An 18,262-nucleotide genomic window follows, 5' to 3' on the forward strand; every position below is an offset into this window, starting at 1 on the left:
CCGTTGTTTCTCGCCGCGCCCCGCGATCATCGAGGTTCTCGGCGAGATGCACTCGGGCGACGCCGGGCGGAACGTTCCGCCTGGCGGAGAGGTGCGCGCCGGCCTCGCCGGTGTTCTCATGGGCTTGGCCTCAGTGGCGGATCGCGATCCGCTCATGCCAAGACAGCGAGAGTCGAATCCGAGTCAGGGCTTCCCGGTCCCGGGCGGGTTGTTCTTGCACCAGTCGAGGCCGGCCTGGCTCGGTTTGGCGTCCGGCGCGCCGCTCGGCGGGGTCGTGAGCGCCGGGCTCTGGAAGTCGAACATGTCGAGCATGGGCCAGGCGTTCGCGTCTCGGGCGGTCATCGCCGGTAGGTCGAAGCGGTTCTGGATGAAGCGCGTGACGCTGGTGATGTCGGTGTCCACGTGGCTCACGTAGCCGGGCTTGACCCAGGGGGCGGCGACGACCAGCGGCGTGCGGATGCCGAGACGATTGAACTTGTGCGTCGCGGGCAAGATCGAGTCGGGCTCGCATGCCTCCGGCGGGGGCACGTGATCGTAGAACCCGCCGTGCTCGTCGTAGAACCAGATGAAGACCGTCTTCTGCCAGACGCCCGGCTTGCTCATCAGCTTGTTCAGCACGCGCGCCGTCAGCGCCTGCCCGAGCTGCATGTTGGATGGCGGGTGCTCGTCGTTCTGGCTGCCACCGGTGAAGCTCGGATCGATGATCGAGAGGCCAGGCAGTTGATCGGCGTCGACGTCTTTGTCGAACTGGTCGAGGCCGACGCCCAGGTACTTCAGGCCCATGATCACGGCGAACGACGTGATCCCGTCTCGGTAGATCTTCCAGCTCTTTCCCGCCTTGTCCATCGTGTCGAGCAGCTTGTCGGAGCTCTGGTACACGTTGTTGGTGAGGAAGCCGAAGTCTCCGGTCTTGATGTTTCCCCACGAAGTGCCGCCGTAGAAATACAGGCGGTTCGGCCAGGTCGGCCCGAGCAGCGAGCAGAAGTGGCGGTCGCTCATCGCGAACGTCTTCGCCATCCAGTAGTAGTAAGGGAGATCCTGCTCGGTGTAGTAGCCCATGGCGCGCGCGCCGCCGGGGTTGTTGGTCGCGACGAAGCCGTCCATCTTGCCACCATCGTACTGGTCGTGGACTTGCTCCCAGTCGTGCGCGACGTCCTCGACGCAGTAGCGCGTCTCGTGGAAGCGCTCGACGCTCGAGGGCGGGTTCGCGTCGGGGTCGGGGTTCGAGGCGTTCGACGCCGGCACGTCCACGTCTTTGACGCCGTAGGCCGCCAGGTTCGAGAAGTAGTGATCGAAGCTGCGGTTCTCCTGCATCAAGACCACGATGTGCTGGAACGGCAGGGCGTCACCGTGGGGGACGTTCGGGCCGATGGTCTCGGTGGTCTTCGCGCCGGAGGTGAACTTGCAGCTCTTGCGATCGGCCGCGTGCAGGTCGTAGCTGGGCGTGCCGCCGGTGGCCCCCGCGGCACCGCCCGTCGCCGAGCCGGCCACGCCTCCGCTGCCGCCGCTCGGGCTGCCGCCGCTGCCACCAGCCCCGCCGCCGTCCGGGCTGGAACCCGCTGCGCCCGCAGCGCCGCCGCCCGCGCTGCCGCCGCTGCCGGACTCCGCGTCTCCGTCGTCGCCGCACCCGAGCGCCGCGAGCCCGAGCGTCATCAAGAGCGAAGCACCGAAGCGTACCATCCGGGCAGGATAGCCCGGACTCCGCTCCAGGTCCCACCCCGGAGCTGGCCTCCGTCAGCCGGCGCGCTCGGTGGTCAGGTAGACGGCGAAAGTCCCGAGCCAATGGCTGCCGGCGTAGTGCTCGGGCCGGAGCGCGCCCAAGGCGGTGCTCCGGTGCGCGGCGGCGGCGGCGACGAGCGCGCGGCGCCGCGGATCGCGCTCGGGCAACCCGCGCGCGATGCCCTCGAGCATCCAGGCGCGGCTCGACGCGAGCCCGTCGAGGTGCACCAGCTTGCCGTCGCTCGGATCGGGGCACTCGGCAGGGCGGAGCCAGCTGGGGTCCGGCTCCGCGGGGATGCCCGGCAGAAACCGAGCTAGCCACCCCGCGAGCTCCTCGGGCTCGAGCACGCGCCGCATCACGTCCGCCTCGGCCAGGCAAGGCGAGAGGAAGTCGTAGCCCGAAGGCTCGAGGTGCAGTGGGCCGGCGCTGTCCGTTGCGTAGAGCGCGCGCACTCGCTCGCCGGCGAGCCGGACGCTCTCGCTCTGGCCGGTGCCGTGCGCCCAGTCCAGGAACAGCGCGGCGCCGAACGCCGTCTGCGAGTGCTCGCCGCTGCGCACCGGAAATGGCAACCGCGAGAGGTAGCCGAGCACTCTCTGCGCGGCGAGCTCCGCCAGCGGCGCGAGTAACGCACACCAGCGGCGGGCATCGACGTCTTCCCACTCGCAGAGCTCTCGGTGGAGCGTGAGCAGCCAGCCCATGCCGTACGGGACTTCGAAGCTCGCGTGGTCGGGGTGCTCGAGGTAGCGCCGCTCGCCCTCGAGCTTCGGAGCCGAGAGGCTCCGTTCCAGAGCCGCGCGGGCGGGGGAAGCGAACGGCGCGGTGGGGAACGTCCGGATCAAGCGCACCAGGGTCCAGTGCCCGTGCACCGCCGAGTGCCAGTCGTAGCAGCCGAAAAAGGCGGGTGTGAGCTCGCGTGGCGGCGCGACGTCCGCGTCGCTCGAGAGCGCGTGTAGGATCTTGTTCGGGTACTCTCGAGCGACGGCCGACAAGACCATGCCCGCGATCTGCTCGGCGAGGGTCTGGGTCAGCTCGGTCACGCGCGGGCCTTCAGGCTATCACGCGGGCTTTTTGCGGCACACCACCACCGCGTCGTCCAGCACGTAGAGCGATCTGCCGGGATCGCCGCCGGAGATGTACGGCGCGCGGGTCAGCGCCAGGAGCTCGAGGCCGAGCGGCCCGAGCACGCGCTCGGCGAGCTTCGCGACTCCCGACTCCCAGTCGCCGGCGTCGAGAGGCAGGCGCTCGGCTGGCGCGCGCGTGGTGCCGCCGGCGTAGACGAACGGCGCGTAGGGCAGGGGAGTCGCGACGACCAAGCGCCCGCCCGGCGAGAGAGCTCGTGCCAGGCGCGCGAGCAGCGTCCCCGGCCGGGCGGAGCGGTCGATCACGTTGAGACAGGTCACGAGATCGAAGCGCTCTTTCAGCTCGAGCTCCGCCAGGTCCGCGCGGAGACATGCGAACCCGCGCCGCTCGAGCCGTCGCGCCATTGCCCACGAGGTCTCACTGGTCACGACCTCCGAAGCGAGCTCGGCGATGCGCGCGGTGACGTCGCCGCTGCCGGCGCCGACGTCCAGGTAGCGCTCGACGCGCTCCGGGCCCAAGACCGCTCGCCACTGCTCGGAGCTGAGCAAGAACAGCGGGTAAGTGCCGAGCAGCCCGTTCACGTCGAAGTCGGACAGGAACCAACCGAGCAGGCGGTGGGTGGCGGCCAGCGCGCGGCCGTGGCGAGAGGCCGCCGCGGCGTCGATGAAGGCGCGGGTCTCGTCGTCCAATTCCAGGCGCACGAAGCGCTCGCGGAGCTCGGCCGGCAAACGCGCGCGGTCGCACGCGTAGTGAAGCTCGGTGCCGGCGTAGCTGACCGCTGTGCTATGGATTTGCGACATGCCGCGCCCGTCACCGGCCGAGTGGCTCAGCGCCCACGCAGCACACCACGATGTGGTCCAGTGGGCCACTGCCTACGCCGATGATTGGCAGCGCCTGTGGAACGAGTGCCCCCGCGGCGACTGGTTGCTCGGCCTGGCCGCGCGCCTCGAGGTCGAGCGCCCGCTCTTGGTCTTGGCGGCGGCGGCGGCGGCGCGCACCGCGCTGGAGGCGCTACCGGAGGGTGAGGCGCGTCCGAAGGGTGCGCTCGAGGTGGCGGAGGCCTGGGCGCGCGGCGGGGCGTCGCTGGACCAATGTCGCGAGCAGGCGCTGGCGCTCGAGCGCTACTCTCCCGCGGATCCGGCGGTGGCGGCGGCTGCTGCGGCGTGCCTCTCGGCGCTGTGCGCGGTGGAGGACGCCGACTCGGCCGCCGGCGCCGCGGCGAATGCCGCGCAGGCGGCGCTGTTCGGCGCCGGAGACTGCGCGCTCCTGCCGCTGCTGTCCTACGCCCAGCGCCAGACCGCGGAACGCGTGCGCGAGCACCTGCCGTTCGAGCTCGTCGCGGCGCGCCTCGACTCAGCCTGACGCTGCGGAGGGCGCACGCCCGAGGGACGCGAACGGTCCCTGGACGGCGAGCGTCATCCCCTCGAGGAACATGTTCACGAACAGCGTGCCTCCGTCCGGAGAGAAGCACAGGCCCGCGAGCTCGCCGGGGCCGCCCGAGTTGAAAGCGAAGTCGTAGATGTACCCCTCGGGGGTCAGGCCGCGGATGAAATTCCCGTCACTGCCGTCCTCCGCCATGAGCACGTGTCCGAACGGGGCGACGGTGATGTTGTCCGGGCAGTCCAGCACCTCGGCGTCGCGCGACTCTGCCAGGACCTCGAGCTGATCGGGGCCGCTGCCGTTGCCCGGGCTCAGCTTGAAGACCTGGCCCCGGTCCTTGCGTCCTCCGAGGGTGGTCACGAAGTAGAGCGCGCCGCCGTGGAAGAATGCGCCCTCACCGCGGCGGAACCGCGCGGCGCCGCGCTCCTGCGCTTGCTGGCGAGTGGTGTCCTCGCGCGGATCCGGCTCGGGCACGTCGACCCACTCGACGGCGTGTCGCTGCCCGGGCGACAGATCGAGCGCGGTCTCCAGCCGGGGCCGCCCCACGAGCGCGAGGGCGGACAGCTTGCCCACGAAGGGCTCGCTCTTGGACGTCGGTACGAAGCGATACAGGCAGCCGTCGGCGCGATCTTCGGTCTGGTACGCCACGTACGTGCTCGGGTCGAAGCCCACCGCCTCGTGAGTGAAGCGCCCGTAGGCAGTGAGGCGCTCCGGCGGCATGAGCCGAGGCGCCTCGGTGCGGCACAGAAACACGTAGCCGTGGCCCTCTTCGCTGGTCTCTTCGCACGCCATCCAGCCCCAGGGGCTGGTGCCGCCGGCGCAGGTCTTCAGCGTGCCCGTGAGCGCCAGGTTGCTCGAGACCCGCTCGAGGGTCTTCGCGTCGAGCACCAGGCGCGTGACGCCGCCGAGCGCGGTCTTGTCGTAGGCCTCCGGCGGCGCCTGGCCCGAGCCGTGGGCGCCGTGGCCGAAGTGGCGTGTCACCTCGTGGTTGCGGAGCAGGATCAGCTGGCCCTCGTCGTTGCCGAAGCAGCCCATGCCGTCGGGCAGATTGGGCACGCGATAGCCGTCGCTCATCGGCTCGCCGGCGCGGTCGAGCACGCGGTAGCTGAAGCCCGGCGGCAGATCGAGGATCTTGGCCGGATCCCGCAGCAGGCGCGAGCTGCGCGGCCGTCGCGAGCGGAAGATCAGCGGCAGGGCCGCCACCGACGCTGCCACGCCTCCGAGCACCAACAGCTTTCGGCGCGTCAATCGCATGTCTATCCCGTGCGCCTTCGCGCCGCAGAAACCTCGCCGCGAGCGGATTTCCTCGAGGCCACCCGCGAAGCGCGACCCGCCAAAAAGTGCCGACTCACGCCCGCACGAGGGGGACTCCGCCGGCCTCGCCGGCAGTTTCCGTGGGTCTGTGCCACGTATGATGATCGCGATCTGATCATGGCAAGACAGCGGGAGTTCACCCCTAGCTAGGTAGCTTCTTCTCGCGCAAGTGCCAAGCAATGCGCAGGGCCATGCTCATGATCGAGAGCTGCGGGTTCACCCCCAGGCTGGTGGGCAGGATGCTGCCGTCGGCCACGTAGAGCTCCGGCAGGTCCCAGGCCTGTCCGAATGGATCGACCACGGAGCCGTGGGGCGCGACCCCCATGCGGCAGGTGCCGAGGGGGTGCTGCGAGGCGCTCTCCAGCGCCGTGGCCGGCACGTGCTCGAGGTCGATCCGGGCGAGCCGGTCGCGATCCACGCTGCCCAGGCCCAAGACCGGCAGGTACACCTCTTCGGCGCCGCCGGCGAAGAACACCTCGGCCATGCCGCGCATGAGCACCGGGATCGCCGCGCGGTCCTTCGGCGCCATGCGATAGGTCATCAGCGTGCGGCCGAACACCTGGTGGATGCGACCGCCGCCTTCGTCGTGGATCATGCCGCCGAACACGGCCAGGTTCGGGATGCTCTCGGCGACACGCTGATGAGCGAGGCCGATGCCGGGCAGCGTGCCTGCCAGGGCGCCGGGAGGGATGAACAGGCTGGTCATCGTGATGCGGTCGCGCTCGAACGCATCCGAATACGCGCTCTGCAAAGCGCCCTTCCAGCCCTGCACGGGGTCCTTGAAGCGGGCCATCACGCGGAAGCCCGGGTGCACGGTGAGGTTTCGGCCGACCTGTCCGGAGCGGCGACCGACGCCGCTCTGCATCAGGAGCAGCGGCGAGGCGTACGCGCCCGCGGCCACGACGACGCGCCGGGCGCGCACCGTGAGGCGTCCGCGCGGTTTGCGCCCCGCGCCGCCGAGCAGTCGCCCGGTGACGCCGTTCGCCCGCCCGCTCTTCGACGTGACCTGCTCGACGCGGCAGTCGGAGTAGAGCCGCGCGCCGGCGGCGAAGGCTCGCGGCAGGTAGCTCACGTCCACCGAGAGCTTCGCGCCGTGCGGACAGCCGAAATTGCAGCGACCGCAGCCGTTGCAGCCCTTGGTGTTGCGGCGCATCGGCTGCCAGCCCAGGCCGAGGGCGTCGAGGCCGTTCAGGAAGTGCTGCGTCGAGCGCGAGCGCATCGAGGCGGGGACCTCCTCGACGTGGATGCGGCGCTCCACCTCCTCGAACACCGGCTCCATCCGCTTCGGGTTGATGTCGTCGAGTCCGTGCTCGGTCACCCACTCGTGCATCACGCTGTCCGGGATGCGGAAGCAGACGCCGCCGGTCAGCACGGAGGAGCCGCCCACGCACTGACCCATCATCACGTTGATCACCGGCGTGTCGCCCAGGCCCACGGCGAAGGTGAGCCCGCCGTCACGCCACATGTGCCGCATGTTCTCGCTGGGCCGCATGCGCGAGTAGCGCTCCGGGGGAACGTGCGGTCCTTCCTCCAGGATCACGACGCGCTGGCCGGCCTCGGCGAGCTCGGCCGCGACCACGGCGCCGCCCGCGCCGGAACCCACGACGACGACGTCCGCGTCGAGCGAGAGGTCGCCCGAGTGCGCTCGGCCTTCGACGATGGACTCGTCGGTCATGAGCTCACCGGTAGGTGCAGCCGATCCGGCTCCTTCAGACAGGCGCCGTCGAAGCCCACGTTTCGCGCCGCGTCCGGGTGCTCGTAGTACAGCACACAGAGCATGGCCTTGACCGCCAGGACGGGCGCGCCGAAGCGGTCCTCCAACTGCTGAAGGGCCCGCGCGCGCTCGCGCACGGCCATGCGGCCGAGCGAGACGAACCTGAGGACGAAGAGCGGTGCGAGGATCCCCACGGCCCAGAGCGCCAGCCCCACCACGAAGCGCGAGCGGGCGCCGGCCCGGGCCAGGAAGTCCTCGACCTCCCGGGCCAGCCAGTCGAGGCGTTCGGGGGGCGGCGGGCCCGCGTCGGTCAGGAACAGCGCTTCGGCGATGGTCCGGGCTCGGGCGATGAGCCGGGGTGAGACGATGGGGCTGCCGTCGTCGTTGCGCAGGGGCGCCAGGGGGGAAGGCTCGGAGCCCGGCGCGCCGTCGCCGGGATCGGATTCACGGTCTTTGGGGCGCACGGCGGCCGGAGCCTGCCCGGGATGGCGCGCGCCGACAAGCGTGCGTCGTCATCCCCACATTGCTCTATACTGCGCGGCCCGGTCGGTCGGGCCCACGGCTCGGCCCCTTGCGCTCCCGGGCCATTGGCCCAACGCATCGTCGGTTCGTCGAAAAGGAGAACGAAATGGATTTCGAGGTCGCCCCGCTTCCCTACGCCAAGGACGCTCTCGAGCCGGTCATGAAGGCCGAGACGCTCGAGTTCCACTACGAGAAGCACCACAAGGGGTACATGACGAACCTCAAGGGGCTGCTCGAGGGCAAGCCCGAGGCGGGCAAATCGCTGATCGAGGTCATCAAGTCGAGCTCCGGCGGCGTCTTCAACAACGCCGCGCAGGTCTACAACCACAGCTTCTTCTGGGACGGCATGAAGCCGAACGGCGGCGGCGCGCCGACGGGCGACGTGCTCGATCTCTTGAACCGCGACTTCGGTGGGCTCGACAAGTTCCGTGAGGCGTTCGTCAAGGGCGGCATCGGCCGCTTCGGCTCCGGCTACGTCTGGCTCGTCCTCGACGAGGGCAAGGCCAAGATCCTGGACACACCGAACGCGGAGACCCCGCTCACCACCGCCGCCACGCCGCTCCTGACGGCGGACGTGTGGGAGCACGCCTACTACCTGGATCACCGCAACAACCGCAAAGGCTTCCTCGAGACCTTCTGCGACAAGCTGGTGAACTGGGAGTTCGTCGCCAAGAACCTGAAGGGCGCGAAGTGATCACAGGCGAGGTCGGGTAGACTCGCGAGCGTGACGGAGCGCTATTTCGCTTTCGGCGCGAACGTGCACCCGGCGACGCTGGATCGGCGGGGCATCACGCCCCGCCGCTTCGCGCCGGCTCGACTCGACGGCTACCGCTTGGTGTTCGACACGCCGGGCATCCCGTGGTTCGAGCCGGCCTTCGCCAGCCTGGCGCAGGGGGACGACCACGTCTGGGGGGTGCTGTACGAGCTCAGCGTCGCGGATCTGGCGCGGCTGCGCAGCTTCGAAGGCTCCGCGTACCTCGAGATCGGCGTCGAGGTCGAGTCGGGTGGGGGGCGGGTGCCGGCCCGCACCTTCGTGACCGCCGAGCGGCCCCGCGAGCGCGCGCCCTCACGGCGCTACCTCCGGGTCATCGCCGAAGGCGCGCGGGCCCGTGCGCTGCCCGAGGAGTGGATCGCTCGCATCGAGTCGCACCCTCGCTTCTACTTGCCCGTGATCCACGAGCTCTGGGGCGCCGCCTTCCACGCCATCGATCTGGCCCACCGCCTGCTGGTGCCGCCGTCGGCGCGCAAGCACTGAATCGACGACCACGCATCTGCGACGCAGCGCCCCGTGCACCAGTCGTCACGGGTGCCGGCAGCGTCGCTCAGATCGGCCCGCCGCTCTTGCACAGCGCGAGGATCTCGATGTTGGCGCTGTTGTCGCCTTGGACCTTCTTGCAGGTGTCGGAGCACAGCACCAGCTTGTCGCCGCCGGCGTCGCCGCCGTCCGCGCCGATCTCGATGTAGAACGCGCCGGGCTTGCACTGCGAGGCGTCCGCGACCTGTTCGAACTTCTCCGGGCTCCCGCCGGCCGACGGCGTGTATTGGATCTGGATCGTCTTCGGATCGAGCTCCTTGCCCTGGGGCGGCGCGGGCATGGGGAAGTCGCACTGGATCTTGGCGCCCTGGATCACGCCTTCGGCGATCTTCTTGAACACCACGTCGAAGCCGAGGCCCTCGCACACCGGGTAACGCAGCCCGCCGGTCAGCATGCTCAGGGCCTGGCTACCCGGTCCGGAGTTCACCGCCGTCGTGCACTTGCTGCTGACGATGGGGTCGGTCGGCTGGTACTCGCCGGTGGCGCTGGCGCCGTTCTTGATCACGCCGGTGAGGCTGTGCCAGACGTAGTTGCGGTTCTGCGCCGTGCCGAACTGCACCGGGTCGAGCGCGAGCAGGTCGAGGTCGAAGTTCTGCGCGGCCATCTGCGCCGAGCCGTCGTCGTAGCACTTCGAGCCGTTGGTCGTGCACGAAGAGTAATACGTCGTCGCCTGGGGCCAGTAGCAGTCCATGCGGTCGTCCGAGACCAGCACGAAGGTCTTCAGGGCTTCCTTGCGCAGCCACTCCGACCAGCCCCCCGGCGCCAGGTTGTAGCGGTCGGGCTGCTTGTACCAGTCCATCATCTTGCACCAGGCGTCCGAGCTCTCCACGTCGTCGTGGTCGTAGTGGTAGAAGACCGGCGGGTTGTTGCTCGGTGGCGTGTTGATCCCCACGCCGGTGCACGGCTTTCCGCCCAGCGGAGGCCCGATGCAGATCGAGGACTCGTAGGACGTGGGCGTGTTGTACCCGCCGTGCTCGCCGATCATGATCACCCGGTAGTCGATGCCGCTCGAGGCGATGATCTGCGCGAAGTTGGTGTTGATGTTGTCCTGGATGGCCTTCATCTCCTCGGCCATCGAGCAGGAGTTGTCGACGACGAAGATGACGTCCACCGGCGCCTTGGTGACCGTGGCCTGATACTTCTGAAGGTCGCAGGCAGCGTCCGCGCTGATGCTGCCATCGGAGAGGCTGCCGTCCAGGTTCAGGCCACCGCCGGTGCCTCCGCCGTCCGCGGCGGCCTCGCCCCCCGCTCCGCCGAGGCTCGAGTCGCCGCCGCCGGTGCCACCGGTGGCGCCGCCGCCGCCGCCGCTCGAGCCGCCCCCGCCGGCGTCGCTGGCGCTGCACGCTCCAGAGAGGGCGGCGCCGACGAGCAGGCCGAGGGTTGCGTAGCAGATGGTGCGCAAGGATGAATTCATGTTGTACTCAGTCGATCAGATGGGGCCGCCGCTCTTGCACAGGGCGAGGATCTCGATGTTGGCGCTGTTGTCGCCTTGGACCTTCTTGCAGGTGTCGTCGCACAGCACCAGCAGATCGGTGCCAGCGTCGCCGCCGTCGGCGCCCGGCTGGATGTAGAACGCGTTCGGCTTGCACTGCGAGGCGTCCGCGACCTGCTCGAACTTCTCCGGGCTCCCGCCGGCCGACGGCGTGTATTGGATCTGGATCGTCTTCGGATCGAGATCCTTGCCGGGGGGCGGTGCGGGCATGGGGAAGTCGCACTGGATCTTGGCGCCCTTGATCACGCCCTCGGCGATCTTCTTGAACACCACGTCGAAGCCGACCCCTTCGCAGACCGGGTAGCGCAGGCCGCCCGTCAACATGCTGAGCGCCTGGCTGCCCGGTCCGGAGTTGACCGCGGTCGAGCACTTGGTGGAGTAGGGCACCAAGGCGTCGGTCGGCTGGTACTCGCCGGTGGCGCTCGCGCCGTTCTTCGGCACGCCGACGAGGCTGTGCCAGACGTAGTTGCGGTTCTGCGCGGTGCCGAACTGCAGCGGGTCGAGCGCGAGCAGGTCGGCGTCGAAATACTGCGCAGCCTGCACCGCCGCCGCGGCGTAGGTCGTGCTGGTGCCGTCGTCGTAGCACTTCGACGCCGGCGTCGAGCACGAGGAGTAATACGTCGTGGCCTGTGGCCAGTAGCAGTCCATGCGGTCATCCGAGACCAGCACGAAGGTCTTCATGGCCTCCTTGCGCAGCCACTCCGACCAGCCGCCCGGCGCCAGGTTGTAGCGGTCCGGTGCCTTGTACCAGTCCGCCATCTTGCACCAGGCGTCCCAGCTCTCGATGTCGTCGTGGTCGTAGTGGTAGAAGACCGGCGGGTTGTTGCTCGGCGGCGTGTTGGCCGTCACTCCCGTGCAGGGCTTGCCGCCGAGCGGCGGGCCGATGCAGATCGATTGGTCCCCAGTGGCGGGGCCGTGCTCGCCGATCATGATCACTCGGTAGTCGATGCCGCTCGATGCGATGATCTGGGCGAAGTTCAGGTTGATGTTGTCTTGGATGGCGATCATCTCCGTGGACATCGAGCACGAGTTGTCCAGCACGAAGATGACGTCCACGGGCTGCTTGGTGACGGTGGCCTGGTAGGTCTGAAGATCGCAGGCGGCGTCCGGGTTGATGTTCCCGTCGTTCAGGCTGCCGTCCAGGTCGAGCCCGCCGCCGGTGCCGCCGGCGTCGATGCCCGCCGTCCCGCCGCTCCCGCCGCCGCCGCTGCCGGCGCCGCCGGTGGCCCCGCTCCCGCTCCCGCCGCCGCTCCCGCCGCCGGAGTCACTGGCGCTGCAGGCGCTGGAGAGCGCTCCGCCGAAGATCAGCCCTGCGGCTGCGAACGCCGCGTAGCGAAGCGGTGAGCTCATCGATCTCGTCTCCATCAAGCTAAAGAACTGCCCTCCCCGGGCCGCGCGAGCGCGGTCGGTCGGGGCGCATCCGGCCTGCAGATTAGCACAGGTCCGGCGGCTGTCCGGGGCCGCTCAGGCGCTACCGGAGCTCGCTTGGACGGGCAGGATCGGGGCCCAGATCAGGCGCCCGAGCATCGAGTCGTCGACCAGGATGCCGCGATCGCTGAAGAAGAGCGCGTTTTCCTCGGCGCCCTCCCGCTGCTCCGCGACGAAGATGATTCCCTGGCCGCTCTCGTTGTAACCGAGCTGAACGATGGCGTTCTTCAGCCAGCGGCCGCCACCCTCGAGGTCGAGCGACTCCGGCAGGGTGTAGTAGCCCTCGGAGGGCAGCGCTTTCAGCGTCTTGGCCCAGGTCGGCGAGCGCAGAGGGGTGGTCGGATCCCCCCAGAACCAGCGGTTGTTGCGGTTCTGTCCGGGGCGTACCACGAACTTCACGCCGCCGTTCTGCGGTTGGCCGAGGTAGACAAGGACGCCGGCGGGGAAGGCCTCTTCGTGGCCGGGATAAGGCTGAGTCGTGCGATAGAGTCCGGGATCGGGGAGGTCGAGCATGGGAGGGGCGCGAATCTAACCCATCGTCGCCGATGCACAAGCGCTCCGGCGCTGGCAGACTCCGTCCGTGTCGTCCCGAGCCCTCCCGACCGTCGCCTGTGCTCTGATCCTCGGCTGCGCCCCGCGCGGCGGCAGCTCAGGGGGCGCCGGCTCCGAGCCAATCGAGCGCCCCCAAGGGCCGGTGGGCCTGGAGGACGCGCGTCGGTACGTCCTCGGCCTGGTCAACCGCGACCGCGCCGAGGAGGGGCTCCCCGCCGTCGAGCGCGACGAGACGGCGGAGCGCGCGGGCCAGCGCCATGTGGAGGACATGGTCAAGAACGGCTTCACCGCCCACTGGGGCACGGACGGTTCGGTGCCGGAGCAGCGCTACACGGAGGTCGGCGGCGTGCACTTCGTCCAGGAGAACGCGGCCTGCTTCTTCGACGGTACGGTGCGCGAGCTCGACCCCAACCCGAGCTTCTCGGCCGAGCAGCTGGAGCAGATCGAGAGCGCGTTCATCAACGAGACCCCGCCCAACGACGGTCATCGCAAGAACATCCTGAAGAAGTGGCACAACAAGCTGGGCGTTGGGCTGGCCAAGCCGGTCGGAGTCGACCAGCCCTGCATGGCGCAGGAGTTCGTTGACGAATACGGCGAATACGACGGCTTGCCCCAGCAAGCGAAGCTCGGGCAGAAGATCACCGTCGCCGGTGAGATCCACGCGCCCGCGGAGTTCGGTGGCATCGGTCTGGCGCGCATCGAGCCCGCCAAGAAGCTCAGCGCGGCGCACTTGAACGGCACCAGCTCCTACCCGGTGCCGAACCCGAAGGACCTGTATTTTCCCGCGGGCTTCAAGACCCCGAAACCGGTGAAGCTCGACGGTAAGCGCTTCAGCATCGAGCTGGACCTGAAGCACCCGGCGGGTCCCGGTCGTTTCGAAGTCAGCGTCTGGGGCCGCTATCCGGGCGACAAGGCGTTCGTGATGGTGAGCCTCAGGACCATCGACGTGAGGTAGACTGCGCGGTCTGTCGATGCCGCGCCGGATCGGACAAGTCGTCTCGGACCGCTACGTGCTCGCCGAGCTGATCGGCAAGGGCGGGCACTCCGTGGTCTACCGCGCGCTCGACCGCAAGGGCGGGCCGAACGTGGCGGTCAAGGTCCTCCAGGACGAGTTCGCCGGCAACGAGGAGTACTCGGTCCGCTTGGTCCGCGAACACCGGGTGATGACGCTCCTGGCCGGCACTGCCGCCGTGCCCGTGCGCGGGCTGGCCACAAGCCCCGACGGCGCCGTGTGTCTGGTGATGGAGCTCTTACGGGGCAAAGACCTGGACGACTTGCTGGCGGAAATGGCGACTGAAGGACGGCGTATGGGGGTTCGGAGCCTGGTCGAGCTGCTCTGTCCCATCGTGGACACGCTGGAGAAGGCCCACGCGCTCGGCATCATTCATCGCGACATCAAGCCCGGGAACGTCTACGTGCTGAGCTCCGACCCCGTCGACGTACGCCTGATCGACTTCGGCTTGGCCAAGCTCGACAACGCCCGGCCGCTCACCCGGGGCGGCATGATCATGGGCTCGCCGAGCTACATCGCCCCCGAGGTCTGGAAGGGCGACTCACGCATCCTGGACCACCGCATGGACGTCTATTCGTTCGGGGCGATCGTGTTTCGCGCGCTCGGCGGGCGTGTCCCCTTCGATGCGCCGAACATCATGGACAAGGTCGAGCTCATCACCAAGGCGCCTCGCCCGAGCCTGTTTGCGCTCCGCGACGACCTGCCCGCGGGCATCGACGCCTGGGTGGAGCAGGTGCTCGCCATCGAGCCCGACCAGCGCTTCCGCAAGATCCGCGCGGCCTGGAACGCCCTGCTCGACACCCTGGATTTCCGCAGAACGTACGAACGGGATGAACCGAGCGCGAGCGCGCGCTGAGAGGAGAGAGACGTGGCAATCAAGAAGAAGCCGAGCGCAAAGCCGTCGGCGGCGAAGAAGCCGGCCAAGCAGGACACGCCACCGGATCCGCTCTTGGGCAAGCGGGCTCCCAAGCTGCCGGGCGCGGGGCCCGGAGCGGGCGGGCCGTATGTGCTCTACTTCTATCCGAAGGACGACACTCCGGGCTGCACGAAGGAGGCGTGCGACTTCCGCGACGGCCTCTCGGCCTTCCGCAAGGCCGGCGTGCGCGTGATCGGGGTGAGCCCGGACAGCGAGGCGAGCCACGCGCGCTTCAGCGAGAAATACGCGCTTCCGTTCACGTTGCTCTCCGATCCCGACAAACAGCTCGCGCGTGCCTACTCGGTGTGGGTGAAGAAGAAGAACTACGGTCGCGAGTACATGGGCATCGAGCGCAGCACCTTCTTGGTCGACGCCAAGGGGGTGGTGCGCCGCGTCTGGCGCGGCGTCAAGGTCGCCGGTCACGTCGACAGCGTGCTCGCGGCTGCTAAAGAGCTCTGATTGGCCCCGGTCGTCTCGGTGCTCCTGCCGGCCTACCGAGCCGCCGCCACCCTGGGCGCGGCGCTCCGCAGCATCGAGCGGCAGACCTTCGACGATTTCGAGTGTGTGGTGGTGGACGACGGCTCGGACGACGAGACCCGGGCCATCGCCGCCGCCTTCGCCGATCGGGACGCGCGCTTCGTGGTGCAGAGCGGCGCCCACAGCGGCGTCGCCGGGGCCCTCTGCCGGGGGCTCGCCGGGTGCCGCGGGCGCTACGTAGCGCGGATGGACGCCGACGACCTGGCGCACAAGCGCCGGCTGGAGCGCCAGGTCGCGTGTCTCGACAGCCGGCCCGAGCTCGGGGCGGTCGGTGCCCACGTCTGGATGTTTCCCCGCGCGACCCTCAGCGACGGGCTGCGAGCGCACGAGCAGTGGCTCAACTCGCTCGGTGATCCGGCGAGCGTGGCGCGGGATGCCTTCGTCGAGTGCCCCATCGTGCATCCCACGTTGTGCATCCGCCGCGAGCTCCTGTCGGCTCACGGCTACCGCGACGCCGGCTGGCCTCAAGACTACGATCTGGTGCTCCGGCTGCTGGCGTCCGGGGTGAAGCTCGCGGTCTTGCCCGAACGGCTCCTGGGGTGGCGGGACGGTCCGGCGCGCGTCACGCGCACAGCGGAGTACACGCGTCGCGAGCGCATCGTGGCCTGCAAGGCCCACCACTTGGCGGCGAGCTTCCTCGACGGCACCGAGCGCTACGTGCTCTGGGGCTACGGGGACACGGGCCGCGCGCTGTGCCGGGCGCTCGGTGCCCACGGCAAGCGCCCGCACACCATCGTCGAGCTCCACCCGCGGCGCATCGGGCAGCGCATCGCCGGCGCGCTGGTGGTGCACCCGAGCAAGCTCGCCCCCAGCGCGCGCTCCAAGGTGGTCATCTCCGTCTCCGGGCTCGCGGCGCGGAGCGAGGCCCGCGCCAGGGCCAGAGCCCTGGGACTGAGAGAGGGCGAGGACTTCGTCGTCGCCGCTTGAGCCGACTGCGGGCGCCTGGGAAGACGGCAGGAACCCGTGCGGCAGGGCGGTGTCTGGAGTAGACGTTCCCGTCATGAGCCCGCTTCGTCGAGTCGCCCTCTTCGGCCTGCTGGTGGCCGCGCTCCCCGGCTGCGAGAGCAGCAAGAAATTGAGCCAAGCCAAGGCGGCGGAGCACGTCGCGTCGCTAGTCGAGACGACGGCGACCGACGTGCAGGAGATCCGCGCCGGCCTGCCCGAAGGGGCGAAGCACTTGAGCAAGCTCTTCGAGGGCACCACCGCGCCGAAGGACGACCTGCCCGCGGTGCGGGAGGCCCTCGACAAGGCGCGCAACAAGGTGCAGGACCTGCGCGTCGCGAAGAGCACGTTCTTCGCGCTGGTGGACGAGCAGGGTCTGATCCTGCGCAACGATCAGGACCAGGACCTGATGGCGGGCAAGAACGCCTTCGCGAGCTTCCCCGCGCTGAAGGCGGCGCTGGAGGGAAAATACGTCGAGGGGCGCGGCGCCATGGAGGAAGCGGCGCGGGTGAAGGGGGGCGATGGGCAGTGGGTCGCGGCGGCGCCGATCAGCGCCGGCGGGAAGGTCAAGGCGCTCTACGCCACCGGGTTCGCCTGGTCGGCCTACGCCTACCGCCTGGAGAACGCCCTGCGCGGCAGCGTGAAGAGCGGACTCGGCTCGAACCAGAAGGAGCCGCTGCTCTACGTCTACGTAGTGGTCGAGAAGCAGGCCTTCGGCGCGCCGGTGTCGCCGGAGGTGAACGCGCAGGCCATCTTGTCCCACGACCCACTGGGCAAGGCCCAGGGCGACGCGGTCTACTCCGCGGCCATCGAGATCACGGGTCGTGATTTCGGCCTGGGTGTGAAGCGCGCGCCGGCGCTCGGAGCGGACGTCGCGGTGGCCGTGCTTCGCTCCGAGACGTGAGTCAGCGGAAGTCCAGCTCCGGATCGGGCCCGCTGCGCCCGAAGCGGTGCAGGGCGTAAATCAGCAAGACCAGAGACAGCACGGTCACCACGCCGCCGCTGGTCGGGTCGCCGGTGGCGGCGATCGCGATGCCCGCGAGCACGGTGGTCGCGCCGATGGCGAGCAGCGAGCGCGGGTTGCCCATCAGGGCCAGCGCTCCGCGTGGGCGCGGACCAGGAAGTCGCGGACGTCGCGGGCGAGTCGCCGCTCCGCAGTGATGGTCGTCTCTTCGTGTGCCGTGCCGACCTGATCGTCGTAGCGGTAGTCGGTATCGTGCAGGACCAAGACGCGTGTGTTGGCGTCATCGCCCACGCCGTGGACCAGCTGCAAGGCGTCACCGAGCTCCGGCGACTTCGCCGGCAAGGCGGTGCCGAGCGCCTGCCGCTCGTTGGGCGTGACGTACGCGACTCCGTACTTGCGACCATCGCTCATCACGTCCACCTCCAGCGTCTTGCCTTCGGCGATCGCCACGCCTCGCCCGGGTACCGGGGCGTCGTGCTCGTCGTGGAAAGCCTGGGCGATCACCTGCACGGCGCGGCGCTCGTCGAGGGCGCGCGTGGGGTTGGCGCTCTTGGCGGGGCCGCCGCCGCAGCCGACCGCGAGCGCCAAGACGAACGCGGGGGCCGACAGGATTAGCGCGAGCGCGTGGGGCTTTCGCCAGGCGCTGGACCTCATGGGCTGCTTCATCGGAGCAAAAGGTAGCCAACTGGCGCCTGATTCGCTAGCTCTCGTCCCAGGATGTCGCCCCATCCCGCCCGTGCTCCCGCCCAGACGCTCCTCCTGGCCGCTGGCCTCGGCGCCGTCTTGGGGTGCGCTCGACAGACCTTGCCCGATCCCGAGCTCACCGCCGCCGAATACGCCGCGCGCATCGAGCAAGGGGACGCGGACGCGGTGTACGCCATGCTCACCAGCGACGCGCAGCGGGCGCACGGCAAGGCCGGGGTCCGGCGAATGGTGAAGGAGTCGGCGAGCGAGCTCGGCCGCACCGCGCGCGCGGTAGCCGCGGAGGGCAGCAAGGTCGAGATGCGGGCGACGCTGCGCTACGTCGATGGGGAGCAGGCCAGTCTCGAGGTCGAGGACGGCCAGTTCCGGGTGAGCAGCGCGGGCGCGCTGCCGCTCGGCGCCCGCACACCTGCCCAAGCACTGGGCGAGCTCCGGCAGGCGCTGGCGCGCCGCAGCTACGGCGGGGTGCTACGCGTTTTGTCCGCCGAATCGCGCAGCGCTCTCGAGAACGACATGAAGTCGCTGGTCGACGGGCTCGAGCAACCCGAGACGCTCGACGTCAAGATCACCGGCGACCGCGCGGAGGTCCAGGTGCCCGGCGGCCACTCGGTGAAGCTCAAGCGCGAGGCGGGGGTCTGGCGCGTCGAGGACTTCGACTGATCGGGAGACGGA

At 69.7% G+C, this 18,262-nt stretch carries 20 protein-coding genes; 9 read left to right on the forward strand and 11 right to left on the reverse strand.

The window, feature by feature from the left end:
- Nucleotides 1–183 precede the first annotated feature (183 nt).
- The 3 genes from HS104_08355 to HS104_08365 are packed head-to-tail and all read right to left on the reverse strand — an operon-like array spanning nt 184 to nt 3,600.
- A complete protein-coding gene (locus tag HS104_08355; GenBank protein ID MBE7479981.1) occupies nt 184–1,680 on the reverse strand; it encodes a hypothetical protein in 1,497 nt (498 codons plus the stop codon).
- Nucleotides 1,681–1,734: 54 nt separating this feature from the next.
- Entirely contained in the window at nt 1,735–2,715 is a 981-nt protein-coding gene (locus HS104_08360; protein ID MBE7479982.1) for a DUF2891 domain-containing protein, read from the reverse strand.
- Between the two features lie 60 nt (nt 2,716–2,775).
- Complete coding sequence (locus HS104_08365) at nt 2,776–3,600, reverse strand: methyltransferase domain-containing protein (GenBank protein MBE7479983.1); 825 nt, start codon at nt 3,598–3,600, stop codon at nt 2,776–2,778.
- Between HS104_08365 and HS104_08370 the strand changes: the two genes are divergently transcribed.
- Nucleotides 3,599–4,162 carry a hypothetical protein gene (locus HS104_08370; protein ID MBE7479984.1) on the forward strand — a complete coding sequence of 188 codons (564 nt, stop codon included), beginning with the start codon at nt 3,599–3,601 and terminating at the stop codon, nt 4,160–4,162. The two genes, HS104_08365 and HS104_08370, sit on opposite strands and share 2 nt — an antisense overlap.
- On the opposite strand, the gene HS104_08375 is transcribed toward HS104_08370, so the two are convergent.
- From HS104_08375 to HS104_08385, 3 genes are all read right to left on the reverse strand, one after another.
- A complete protein-coding gene (locus HS104_08375) occupies nt 4,154–5,440 on the reverse strand; it encodes a DUF839 domain-containing protein (protein MBE7479985.1) in 1,287 nt (428 codons plus the stop codon). The two genes, HS104_08370 and HS104_08375, sit on opposite strands and share 9 nt — an antisense overlap.
- A 196-nt stretch (nt 5,441–5,636) precedes the next feature.
- The gene (locus HS104_08380) at nt 5,637–7,169 is read right to left on the reverse strand and encodes a GMC family oxidoreductase (protein MBE7479986.1); all 1,533 of its coding nucleotides are present in this window, start codon (nt 7,167–7,169) and stop codon (nt 5,637–5,639) included.
- Nucleotides 7,166–7,672 carry a hypothetical protein gene (locus HS104_08385; protein MBE7479987.1) on the reverse strand — a complete coding sequence of 169 codons (507 nt, stop codon included), beginning with the start codon at nt 7,670–7,672 and terminating at the stop codon, nt 7,166–7,168. Before HS104_08385 ends, HS104_08380 begins: the two co-directional genes overlap by 4 nt.
- Nucleotides 7,673–7,836: 164 nt before the next feature.
- Between HS104_08385 and HS104_08390 the strand changes: the two genes are divergently transcribed.
- Together HS104_08390 and HS104_08395 are read left to right on the forward strand one after the other, a co-directional pair.
- On the forward strand, nt 7,837–8,424 hold the full coding sequence (locus tag HS104_08390) for a superoxide dismutase (GenBank protein MBE7479988.1): 588 nt from the start codon (nt 7,837–7,839) through the stop codon (nt 8,422–8,424).
- 30 nt (nt 8,425–8,454) lie between these two features.
- Nucleotides 8,455–8,985, forward strand: a complete 531-nt coding sequence (locus HS104_08395; protein ID MBE7479989.1) for a gamma-glutamylcyclotransferase — start codon at nt 8,455–8,457, stop codon at nt 8,983–8,985.
- A 67-nt stretch (nt 8,986–9,052) separates the two neighbouring features.
- Here the strand turns inward: HS104_08395 and HS104_08400 are convergent, their stop codons facing one another.
- The 3 genes from HS104_08400 to HS104_08410 form a co-directional block, all read right to left on the reverse strand.
- Nucleotides 9,053–10,459, reverse strand: a complete 1,407-nt coding sequence (locus HS104_08400; protein MBE7479990.1) for a hypothetical protein — start codon at nt 10,457–10,459, stop codon at nt 9,053–9,055.
- Between the two features lie 15 nt (nt 10,460–10,474).
- A complete protein-coding gene (locus HS104_08405; GenBank protein ID MBE7479991.1) occupies nt 10,475–11,887 on the reverse strand; it encodes a hypothetical protein in 1,413 nt (470 codons plus the stop codon).
- Nucleotides 11,888–12,001: 114 nt separating this feature from the next.
- Nucleotides 12,002–12,478: a hypothetical protein gene (locus HS104_08410; protein ID MBE7479992.1), complete on the reverse strand. Its 477-nt coding sequence runs from the start codon at nt 12,476–12,478 to the stop codon at nt 12,002–12,004.
- 67 nt (nt 12,479–12,545) lie between these two features.
- On the opposite strand from HS104_08410, the gene HS104_08415 reads away from it, so the two are divergent.
- The 5 genes from HS104_08415 (at nt 12,546) to HS104_08435 (ending at nt 16,828) form a co-directional block, all read left to right on the forward strand.
- A complete protein-coding gene (locus HS104_08415; GenBank protein MBE7479993.1) occupies nt 12,546–13,472 on the forward strand; it encodes a CAP domain-containing protein in 927 nt (308 codons plus the stop codon).
- Between the two features lie 16 nt (nt 13,473–13,488).
- Nucleotides 13,489–14,385: a serine/threonine protein kinase gene (locus tag HS104_08420; protein ID MBE7479994.1), complete on the forward strand. Its 897-nt coding sequence runs from the start codon at nt 13,489–13,491 to the stop codon at nt 14,383–14,385.
- A 93-nt stretch (nt 14,386–14,478) separates the two neighbouring features.
- Nucleotides 14,479–14,904 (forward strand): peroxiredoxin, encoded by a 426-nt coding sequence (locus HS104_08425; protein ID MBE7479995.1) that lies wholly within the window; start codon nt 14,479–14,481, stop codon nt 14,902–14,904.
- A complete protein-coding gene (locus HS104_08430; GenBank protein ID MBE7479996.1) occupies nt 14,905–15,909 on the forward strand; it encodes a glycosyltransferase family 2 protein in 1,005 nt (334 codons plus the stop codon). It abuts the gene before it with no gap.
- 73 nt (nt 15,910–15,982) lie between these two features.
- Nucleotides 15,983–16,828, forward strand: coding sequence for a hypothetical protein (locus HS104_08435; protein ID MBE7479997.1), 846 nt, complete (start codon nt 15,983–15,985; stop codon nt 16,826–16,828).
- A 1-nt stretch (nt 16,829) separates the two neighbouring features.
- Here the strand turns inward: HS104_08435 and HS104_08440 are convergent, their stop codons facing one another.
- Together HS104_08440 and HS104_08445 are read right to left on the reverse strand one after the other, a co-directional pair.
- Nucleotides 16,830–17,012 carry a hypothetical protein gene (locus HS104_08440; GenBank protein ID MBE7479998.1) on the reverse strand — a complete coding sequence of 61 codons (183 nt, stop codon included), beginning with the start codon at nt 17,010–17,012 and terminating at the stop codon, nt 16,830–16,832.
- Complete coding sequence (locus tag HS104_08445) at nt 17,012–17,542, reverse strand: hypothetical protein (protein ID MBE7479999.1); 531 nt, start codon at nt 17,540–17,542, stop codon at nt 17,012–17,014. The genes HS104_08440 and HS104_08445 overlap by 1 nt, the downstream gene beginning before the upstream one ends.
- A 63-nt stretch (nt 17,543–17,605) precedes the next feature.
- Between HS104_08445 and HS104_08450 the strand changes: the two genes are divergently transcribed.
- Nucleotides 17,606–18,250, forward strand: a complete 645-nt coding sequence (locus HS104_08450; GenBank protein ID MBE7480000.1) for a nuclear transport factor 2 family protein — start codon at nt 17,606–17,608, stop codon at nt 18,248–18,250.
- Nucleotides 18,251–18,262: the final 12 nt, after the last annotated feature.

The organism is Polyangiaceae bacterium (assembly GCA_015075635.1).
Classification (GTDB): domain Bacteria; phylum Myxococcota_A; class Polyangia; order Polyangiales; family Polyangiaceae; genus JADJKB01.